Source organism: Actinomyces sp. ICM39, from assembly GCF_000282935.1.
Taxonomy (GTDB): domain Bacteria; phylum Actinomycetota; class Actinomycetes; order Actinomycetales; family Actinomycetaceae; genus Pauljensenia; species Pauljensenia odontolytica_B.
On sequence record NZ_ALCB01000131.1, the window covers coordinates 23,995 to 33,200 of the forward strand.

Below are 9,206 nucleotides of genomic sequence, written 5' to 3' on the forward strand. Positions count from 1 at the left end.
AGAAACGAGAATGGATCCACGACTCCCCTACGCTCTCGGGGCGCTGGCAGGCTTGGCCCGCGCAGACGCAGCACATTCGGACACGCTCGAGGCGTCCGATGGGCCTGGCTGCGAGGTCGCAACCTCGGCGATGGCCGTTGCCCTCCAGCTGCTGCGAGCACCGGGCGAGGACTGCACCACCCACTCCGGGACGCAGCTACCCACCACCGCGAGCGCTGATGCTCGTCTCATGTGCGCGATACCGGTCGGCATCGCGCTGTCGACGGTTGACCTCGAGGCATTCGCCGAGACCGTGTGGCGTGTATGCGGGTGTACGAGCCGGAACGAGTTTCAGTCCGCCGCGCTTCTTGCTGCCGCGGTGTCCATCGGCATCAATACCCGCATCCGTACCCGTCCTCTTTCCTACATCGACCCCCTGTGGGACGCCGTCGATGTCGTGAGCGCAATGACCCCTCGCGGCGAAACAGACAGCAGCCCGGACGTGCTCGAGGTGGCCCAGCGCACCCTGAAGGCGGTTGCCAATACCCAATCTGATCTGCGCTCGTCGCCCGCGCCCGTACTTCAGGAAACGCTGTCAGACTGCGCTCCCTCCAGCCGGATCGTTCCGCTCGCTTTCTTCTTGGCTGCCTCTCCACAAGGCGCCGACGAGGCCTCGAAGTGCTTCGCGTTGAGCGGATCTCCGGCGCTGTGCGAGGCGGTTGCAGAGACGCTTTCTGGGATCTTCAAGCCAACCGGCGTACTCCCAGAACCCAATCTGGCGCAATGCTCTGAGGGCGCCCAGCCGGATTGGCTGGGGATCACCGGTCAGCTCCTCGAACTGCATCCTCTCACCCCCATCAAGTGGATCCGTCGAGCGTTGGGCGATTCCATTCCGCGCGTACCCCGGCGTGATCCTTCCCCCTTCGAGGCCTCTGAATCTGGTGCGTCCACCCGCGCCGCTGCCGATGGCCCAAGCACCGATGAACAGCGGGATTCAAACGTTGCAGAGGCGTCGTCTGGCCGGGTCATCGTCATGTCCGAACTGATGCTTCGATACGACCGGGGCTCCGAGGAGGACCCCATTCCCGCCGGGAACGAGTGGACCACCCGAAAGGGTGTCTATCTCTCACGCCCCTTCACGGTCATGCTGGCGGCGCGCGCCATGGGGGTCGAGGTCATCTCTCTGAGCCCGATCGGGCAGGGCCCGCGCTCCTCAGTCATCACCGATGCACTGGCACGCGAAGGGATCGTGAATGTCGGACCACAGGTGACCGGGGGCGATAGCGGGTTCATGTCGCCTATCACCAGAAAGTTCGGACCAGGCGAAACAGAAACAATCACGGGCATGCCGCGGGATGCATGGGACGAGTTCATCCGCACTTTGGGCCCCTCCGACGTGCTCTACATCGACGCGGGAATCGAAACCAATCCACCTGTTCTAGCGGCGGCCGAGCACGCGCTGGCCCATCTCCCCCAGCACGTGCGAGTGATCCAAGACATGTCGGGAGCATTCATCGGTCCGCGTAATGTTCGCAACGACAGCGTCCTGACGGTGCTGGACCAGGGGTCGGTACAGCGTTTGGGTGAGCGATTCATGTCCGATCGCACCGCCTTCGATGCCTCCCACGTCCCTGCTCACGCCGCGAGCTTCATCCTGTCCCTCTTCCATCGTTCCACGCTGGTCAGCACGATGACGTACGAGTCCTTCCTCGCGCGACCGCGCCACGCGATGGGCGAGGCGAGCGAGCCACGGACCCGTTTCCCAGCCCCCACCGTCGTGTCCACCGACCACGACGGGTCTTACAGCGTCTGGACGGGAGCCCTCGCGGCCGCCCTCGCTGAGGGGAACGCGATAGAGCGAAGCATCGTCCTTGCGAACTGCGCGGGGGCCTTGGCCACGACGATGCCCGGTCCGGCCTCGTGCCCCACGCGCGAACAGATCGAGGCCGCGGCTCGCACCCTGCCAGAGCGAGACGATGTTGAGCTGGAGCGCCGCACGCACGCTCTCGGGGCGCTGGCGGGAGTCGTGTTCGGCGATGCAGTCGGCATGTTCTTCAAGGGGATGTCGGCGGAACTCGTTGAGGACCTGCGCCGCACATTGCCGCTTTTGACGGATTCGACCACCGCCCTCCCCACGATGCCGGCAGCACCCGCGGGAACACTCACGGCCGTCACGCACGAGGTTCTCGCGTCAGCCTCGGCGCTACTCTCGGAAGGTGCCTCCCCACTCGGGGTCGAAGCCGAGGACCGTGCGGGTGATGAGCTGGCGGGTTCTCGCTACGTCCTGCGCGCTATTCCGGTGGGCATCGCGACCGTGACGACCGATGCCGAGGCCTTCGCGGAGGCCGTGTGGCAGGCCTGCGGAAACGAGAACCTCACCCGGCAGGAGTTCCAGGCAGCCGCTCTCGTCGCCGCGGCAATCTCCTTGGGCATTGACAAGAAACACTACAGGGCCAGTGGAATCGGTTCCATCTTGGGAGAAGCTATCGACTACGTGGCAGCTCTTCCCCCGCGTGGTTCCGCGAGCAGCGAGCCTGACGTGCTGCAGGCGACGCGCAAGGCGATTGGAACTGTCCGCAACTTCCGTGATGACATCTACGAGCGCGTGCGCGGGTCGATCGGCACGTCTGCGGATCCGACGCAGTCGGTTCCTGCTGCCTTCGCACTTATTCTCAAGGACGAATCACAGTCCACTGCTGTCAGCGCCGCCGTCCTCGGCGGGGAGACAAGTGTGATCGCGGCGATTTCCAGCGCCGTTCTCGGGGCAATTCGCGGCGTCACGATGTTCTCTCCCAACAACCTCGCCACGATCGAGAGGGTTTCCCACCCGGGCGTGGCTCCCCTGTCCGAGCGCCTCGTCGAACGGCGGGTGTACGTCTCCGAGGAGACGAGTGAGCCTGCTTCCACGCGGAGGAATTCCCCCGATGATGCGGCGTCCAACTAGGAAGAAAACAGCATGATTCCACCCTCTGATACCGCCCGCTCAATACCGGACACAGAACCGTCTACACCCAGCCGTCACGGTGGCACCGACGGTAACGATCACACGGGACGCGTGGTCCTCATGGGCCAGATCCTCGTGGACCTCGCCGTGCGCGGCGAGGCTCTGCCCTCGCCCGGTGGCGACGTGTGGGCCATCGACGAGGGAATGCACGTGGGCGGTGGCTTCAATGCCCTCGTGGCGGCGCGGCGCATGGGGGCCGAGGCCGTCTCCCTCAGCCCGATCGGCGACGGCCCCTACTCCTCCCTCATCCAAGCAGCGCTCGCGCGCGAGGGGATCACTGACCTCGGGCCTCGTATCGCGGGCATTGATAACGGGTTCTGCATCGCGTTCACGGACCGCACGGGCGAGCGCACCTTCATCTCCACAAAGGGCGCCGAGACGATGGCACCCGCGAGCGCGTGGGCTGACTTCGTGCGCACGATGAGCCCGGGCGACGTGCTCTACGTCGACGGATATCTCATGGACCACCCCGCGAACAAGGAGGCTGCGGAGGCGGCGCTGCGCGTCCTGCCCGAGGGCGTGCGCGTCCTCCTCGACGTCTCCCCCGTGATCGGTATCCCGTCCGATCTCCCCTCCGACGACGTCATCGTGTCGATGAACCACAGGGAGGCTCAGGAGATTGGTCAGCAGAGAGGGGATTCGAGCGTCTGCGACCGGTGCCGTGAGCCTCACGAAGCGGCGCGCGCGATGCTCGGCCTGCTGGGCCATCCCGTCCTCGTGCGCGCGGGAGCGGCGGGGGCATACTTTGTGCGCCCCGCCGGGACAGCGCCGAATGCCAGCAATGAGGATGCGGCCCACATCCCGACGCCTCACGTCGAGGCGATCGACACGAACGGCGCGGGGGACGCACACTCCGGTGTCCTGGCAGCCTCCCTCGGGCATGGTATCCCCATGGAGAGGGCGCTCCTGCTGGCCAACTGCGCGGGCGCGCTGTCCACGACGGCCGTCGGACCGGCCTCGTGCCCGCCGCGCAGCCAGATCGAGGCCGCCGCCGACGCGCTCACCGCGGACACAGCTGCGGAATAGGAGAAAGCAACATGGACACACGCTCTGAGCGCGCCCAGGCGGTGCTGCTGGCCTGCGCGATCGGTGACGCGGCCGGGTTGCCCACCCGTGGCATGTCCCCCGACGAGATCGAGCGCACCTACGGACCGCCGTCGACATGGAGGGATCGCAACATCACCCACCCCGCCAAGCCCGGCGTTCCCGAGGGAACGGTCACGGAGGTGACGCACGAGATCCTGGCGGCTGCCTCGACCCTTCTCGGCGACGAGGCCGGGGCGACCATCCGGGACCGCGCGGACACTGCCCCGATGGGGTGGCGTCAGCTTGTGCGTGCCATTCCCGTCGGGATCGCGACCTCGACGGCCGACCCCGAGGCCTTCTCGCGGGCCGTATGGGAGGCTTGCGGAGGGGAAGGTCTCACCCGGCAGGAGTTCCAGGCGGCGGCCCTCCTCGCCGCTGGCGTCTCCCTCCAGGTGGACGGCTCTCAGGAGAGGCTATCGACGAGGCATAACCACCTGTGGAAGGCCCTTCACCTCGTGGAATCCCTGGAACCGCGCGGCACCTGGAGCCCGGATCCAGACGTCGTGGCGGCCACGCGCCGGGCGATGAACATCGCCATGCAGGTGGCGACGACACCCACACAGATACTGACGGAGCAATTCGGCTCCTCCCCGGAACCCACGCGCATGGTCCCGCTGTGTTTCGGACTGAGCACGTACCTCACGCACTGGCTCTCGCGCTACGGGATCACGCGAATAGGCGGCGACACCAGCCTCATGAGCGCGCTCGTCGGCGCTCTCTGCGGCGAAGCGAAGGGCCATCACGAATTGCGGCGCGGCTCTTGGATGCAGGTCGAGGAAGTCAACGACCTCGACCTGACATCGCTCGCTGAGCGCCTCGTCGCGTGCCGCCCCGCGCCCGCGGATGAGGCTCCTGGCGAAGATGGCACTTCCGATGAGGGTGCTACACCAACCTGGGAGTCACCCAACGCACCTTCCCCGTTCGAGGATCCCGACTCCACCCTGATGACACGGCGGACGCTGCTGACGCAGGTGTCGCCGCCGACTCCGCTCGGTCCCACGCGCGGAGATGCTCCCGTGGGGCGCGTCGCCTACATGGGCCAGCTCGTGCTCAACCAGTCGCTACATGTGTCTTCCTTCCCCGAGCCGGGTGGGGACGTGTGGGGCGACGACGAGGGAATGGAGCTGGTCGGAGGCATCGAGGTCCTGCGCGCTGCTCGATGCATGGGGCTCGAGGCCGTCTCGCTCGGCCCGATTGGCGAGGGACCGCACGCCTCACTCATCGAGGAAATCCTGCAACGAGAAGGCATCATCAACGCGGGGCCGCGCATCCCGGGAATGGACAACGGCTACCGCGTGACAATCACCGACAACTCGGGGCAACGCCACATCGTCAAGGCGATGAAAAACAAGTGCGCGGTGCCAACCCATGCGTGGGCTGAGTTCACCCAGACGATGGGCCCGGCAGACGTGCTCTACTACGACGGAGAGTTTGCGGGCTCGTACGGATACGCGTCGACCGACCTGGGCAACGATGACGCCGCTCGCGAGGCGCTCCTGCGCCTGCCCGAACATGCGCGCCTCGTCCTCGACACGTCCTCCCGAGGAAATATGCCCTCCGGCATTCCCTTCGACAACACCGTCTTCGTTATTGGCCAAGATGAGGTCGCGGGGATGGGCACTGGCATCACCGGTGATCGCTCCGCCTTCGATGCCAGCCGCACCTTCCGCGGCGCTGCTTTCGAGGCCGCCAGGCTCTTCGATTGCCACGCGCTCGTTCCGTCGGGGCTGGAGGGGGCCTACTTCGCCAGGCCTAACTACGGCGGTAAAGATTTGAGTTGGCCGACGGTCACTCACTGCCCGGCACCGCCGTTCGGGGCCGAGGACCCACTCGAGGCCAGGCACGTGTTTTCCGGAGTTTTCGCGGCATCCCTCGCCAGGGGCCTACCTATCGAACGGGCAATCCGGCTCGCAGTGTGTGCGCGCGCCCTCGCCACGGCGACACCCGGCCCGGCCTCGTGCCCGACGCGCGAGGAGATCGAGGCCGCGGCGGATGCGCTGGAGGCACTCGCGGACGAGGAGTGAGCGCGGTCCAGGTGTTCGCGCGGAAGGAGCGCTGCACGCCTGCGCACATGTGTGCACGTCACCGCCTGCGACGTGCGAGATGCGTCAAATAATCGACCGCAGCGTCTATTTAGCGCCCTAAAGGGTGCACAATCACACCATGACGACTAACGACACCCGGGACCGCGGCGGAATCGTCGGCGGGGCGCTCACGGTTGCCCTGCTGATCACGCTCGCCGTGCAGAACGCCGTGCCGCCGATGGCGACCGACATGTACTCGGCGGCGTTCCCCCAGATCACGGTGGACCTGGCGACGAACTCGACGATGCTCGGGTTCACGCTCACGACCTTCTTCGTGGGCTACGCGACCGGGCAGGTCTTGGGCGGCGCAATCTCGGACCAGATCGGGCGTCGCCGCCCCATCGTCGCGGGCGGCATCATTGCCCTCGTCGGCTCCATGATCTGCGTGTTTACGCCGGGCATCTGGGTGCTGCTCGTGGGCCGAGTCTTCCAGGGCCTCGGCGGCGGCGTCGCCTCCTCGGTGGCGCGCGCGATCCTCGTCGACGTCGCGCACGGCAAGACGCTAGCTCGCGCGATGAGCCTCATCCAGGCGATCGTTGGCTTCGCGCCGATGCTCGCCCCGGTCCTCGGCGCGTTCATCATCACGCACGCGACGTGGCGGGTGATCTTCTGGTTGCTCGCCGGCTTCACGCTCCTGATGGCGACCCTCGCGTGGTTCGTCGTGCCCGAGTCCCTGCCCGAGGAGCGCCGCCACCCCGGCGGTATTCCGCGGTTCTTCCACGGCCTCGTCCAGGTCGTGCGCATCCGCCCCTTCGTGGGCTTCATGCTGACCAACGCCTTCTCAAGCTTCTGCATGTTCGGATACATCTCGAACGCCACGTACGTGCTGCAGGGACCGCTGGGCCTGTCCCCCATGGCTTTCGCGTGGGTGTTCGCGTTTAATGCGCTGCTGTCGACGGGCTTCGCGCTGGTCAACGTGCGCCTGATCTCGCACTTCACGCCGCGCACGCTCATCATCACGGGCCTCACGATCGCCGCGACCGGCGTGGTGACACTCGCGATCTCGACGTTCGTCCTTGACCTGCCGCTGATCCTCACGTGCGTGGGCTTCGCCCTCATCATGACGGCGACTGCGTTCATTTTCGGTAACTCGGGCGCGCAAGCCATGAGCGAGGCGCGCGAGCACGCAGGCACGGCCTCGTCCGTCATGGGCGTGTTCCAGTCGATCGCGAACGGCATCGCCGCTCCCCTGGCGACCTCGGGCGGCGACAGCGCCGTGCCGATGGTGCTCGTCATGATCGTCGGCTCGGTGGGCGCATGGTTCGCGTTCTGGGTGATCGCCCGCGGCGGCAAGCGCACGCCTCGCCAGCTCAGCCTCGACTGAGTGGCTTCGAGACCCCATCCACCATGTTTTGGTACCACCCGCGCCCGGCGCACCGGCACATTCTGGATAGGTTGTACACATCCGGATAGGTAACGCGCATCCGGATAGGTTATTAACCTATCCGGATCGTCACAACCTATCCGGATCGTCACAACCTATCCGGATCGGGCACCTCATCGCGACGAATTCAGCGGAAGGCGCCATCTTTCATAGACCGGCCACGACTATCAGTTGGGATGGCGCTGCCCGACCCGCAAAACGTCCACCACTCGGCCCTTACTCGCGCGAGGCCAGCCAGACCGCGACTGACACCAGGACCAGGCCGATGAGTTCGAAGACACCGGGGATCTGGCGCAGCATGACGGCCCCGACCAGGGCGGAGGTGGCCGGCAGGATCGCGGCGAACAACGCGAAGGTCGACGCTGCCAGGCGCCGCATCGCGAGCGCCTCGAAGGTGTAGGGAATCGCGGTGGACAGCAGGCCCACCCCGACGACGATCGCGATCAACTTCCACGAGACCAGGGCCGCCATCGCGCCCGGACCGAGGAAGGGCGCGAAAAACAGGGTGCCCCACGCGCATCCGAGCGCCAGGTTCGTGACCCCGTCGCGCGTGGTCGAGGCCTTCTGCCCGACGACGATGTAGGCCGACCAGGCGAGGGCCGCGAGGAGAATCCAGGCGACACCGACGCGCACGCTCGGCACGCTGAGGTCGAGGGCGAGCCCGCCGATGCACGCCACCCCCGCGAACGCGAGGACGGCGGCGATGCGCGGCCGCCAGCCGCGGCCCCTGATGACGGCGACGGCGACGGGGCCGATGAACTCGATGGACACGGCGGTCCCCAGGGGGATGCGCGCGATCGACTCGTAGAACGATGAGTTCATCGTCAGGATGATGATGCCGAAGAGCGCGGAAATCGCCAGGTCCGAGCGCGTGAGGCCGCCGCGCCACGGACGCTTCCAGGCGAGCAAGACGACCGCGCCGGTCAGGACGCGCCACCAGGCGACGGAGGCGGGTTCGACGGACGCGAAGGCAATAACCGCGAGCGCCGCGCCCACGTACTGGATGAGGCCGGAGCCAACGATGTAGAGCTGAGGCGGGACGCGGTCGGTGACGGGGCGCCGGCCGGGCGCGTTCACTGGGCGGGCGCGAAAGTGAGGGCCGCCGAGTTCATGCAGTAGCGCATGCCGGTGGGCTGGTCGGGCGCGTCGGGGAAGACGTGGCCGAGGTGGGAGCCGCACGTCGCGCAGCGCACCTCGGTGCGGATCATGCCGTGGCTGGTGTCGACGTTCTCGACGGTCGCGCCCTCGTGGGCCTGGAAGAAGGAGGGCCACCCGCAGGAGGAGTCGAATTTCGCGTCGGAGTCAAAGAGCTTGGATCCGCAGGCCGCGCACGAGTAGGTGCCGACGCGCGCCTCATCGAGGAGCTCACCGGTGAAGGGGCGCTCGGTGCCGGCCTCACGCAGCACGTGGTAGCGCATGGGGCTCAGGAGCTTCTTCCACTCGGCGTCGGTGCGGGCAGCGGGATCAGTAGCGTTCATGGATCTATTGTCCCGCGCCGCCCGCGCCCTCGCACGCGTGCGGCCGCTTTCCTCACGCGCCTCGATCGACGAGGAGGGGGCTCAGTCCGCGGTCACCGCTGCGGGCCGGGCATCTCGCTGTGGGCGGTGGGATCGGGAGCGGTCATGTCTCTATTGTCGCGGACCGCCCGCGCCCGTGCACGTATGTGCGT

Annotated in this window: 6 protein-coding genes; 4 read left to right on the top strand and 2 right to left on the bottom strand. The window is 66.9% G+C overall.

Going from position 1 to position 9,206, the window contains the following annotated elements; translation table 11 throughout:
- Positions 1–10: 10 nt before the first annotated feature.
- The 4 genes from HMPREF1137_RS10570 (at position 11) to HMPREF1137_RS08595 (ending at position 7,477) form a co-directional block, all read left to right on the top strand.
- Complete coding sequence (locus HMPREF1137_RS10570; protein ID WP_009054387.1) at positions 11–2,923, top strand: ADP-ribosylglycohydrolase family protein; 2,913 nt, start codon at positions 11–13, stop codon at positions 2,921–2,923.
- Between the two features lie 12 nt (positions 2,924–2,935).
- On the top strand, positions 2,936–4,009 hold the full coding sequence (locus HMPREF1137_RS10575; protein ID WP_231284097.1) for a PfkB family carbohydrate kinase: 1,074 nt from the start codon (positions 2,936–2,938) through the stop codon (positions 4,007–4,009).
- Positions 4,010–4,020: 11 nt separating this feature from the next.
- Positions 4,021–6,093: an ADP-ribosylglycohydrolase family protein gene (locus HMPREF1137_RS08590; RefSeq protein WP_009054371.1), complete on the top strand. Its 2,073-nt coding sequence runs from the start codon at positions 4,021–4,023 to the stop codon at positions 6,091–6,093.
- A 139-nt stretch (positions 6,094–6,232) separates the two neighbouring features.
- Positions 6,233–7,477, top strand: a complete 1,245-nt coding sequence (locus HMPREF1137_RS08595; RefSeq protein ID WP_009054365.1) for a multidrug effflux MFS transporter — start codon at positions 6,233–6,235, stop codon at positions 7,475–7,477.
- A gap of 276 nt (positions 7,478–7,753) precedes the next feature.
- Here HMPREF1137_RS08595 and HMPREF1137_RS08600 read toward each other — a convergent pair whose 3' ends face one another.
- On the bottom strand, positions 7,754–8,614 hold the full coding sequence (locus HMPREF1137_RS08600) for an EamA family transporter (protein ID WP_009054409.1): 861 nt from the start codon (positions 8,612–8,614) through the stop codon (positions 7,754–7,756).
- Positions 8,611–9,015 carry a peptide-methionine (R)-S-oxide reductase MsrB gene (gene msrB, locus HMPREF1137_RS08605; protein ID WP_009054397.1) on the bottom strand — a complete coding sequence of 135 codons (405 nt, stop codon included), beginning with the start codon at positions 9,013–9,015 and terminating at the stop codon, positions 8,611–8,613. Before msrB ends, HMPREF1137_RS08600 begins: the two co-directional genes overlap by 4 nt.
- Between the last annotated feature and the right edge of the window lie 191 nt (positions 9,016–9,206).

Bases quoted from the DNA above. Each gene is read 5' to 3' on its own strand.
- msrB (WP_009054397.1), bottom strand. From the start codon at position 9,015: ATGAACGCTACTGATCCCGCTGCCCGCACCGACGCCGAGTGGAAGAAG.
- HMPREF1137_RS10570 (WP_009054387.1), top strand. From the start codon at position 11: ATGGATCCACGACTCCCCTACGCTCTCGGGGCGCTGGCAGGCTTGGCC.
- HMPREF1137_RS08590 (WP_009054371.1), top strand. From the start codon at position 4,021: ATGGACACACGCTCTGAGCGCGCCCAGGCGGTGCTGCTGGCCTGCGCG.
- HMPREF1137_RS10575 (WP_231284097.1), top strand. From the start codon at position 2,936: ATGATTCCACCCTCTGATACCGCCCGCTCAATACCGGACACAGAACCG.
- HMPREF1137_RS08595 (WP_009054365.1), top strand. From the start codon at position 6,233: ATGACGACTAACGACACCCGGGACCGCGGCGGAATCGTCGGCGGGGCG.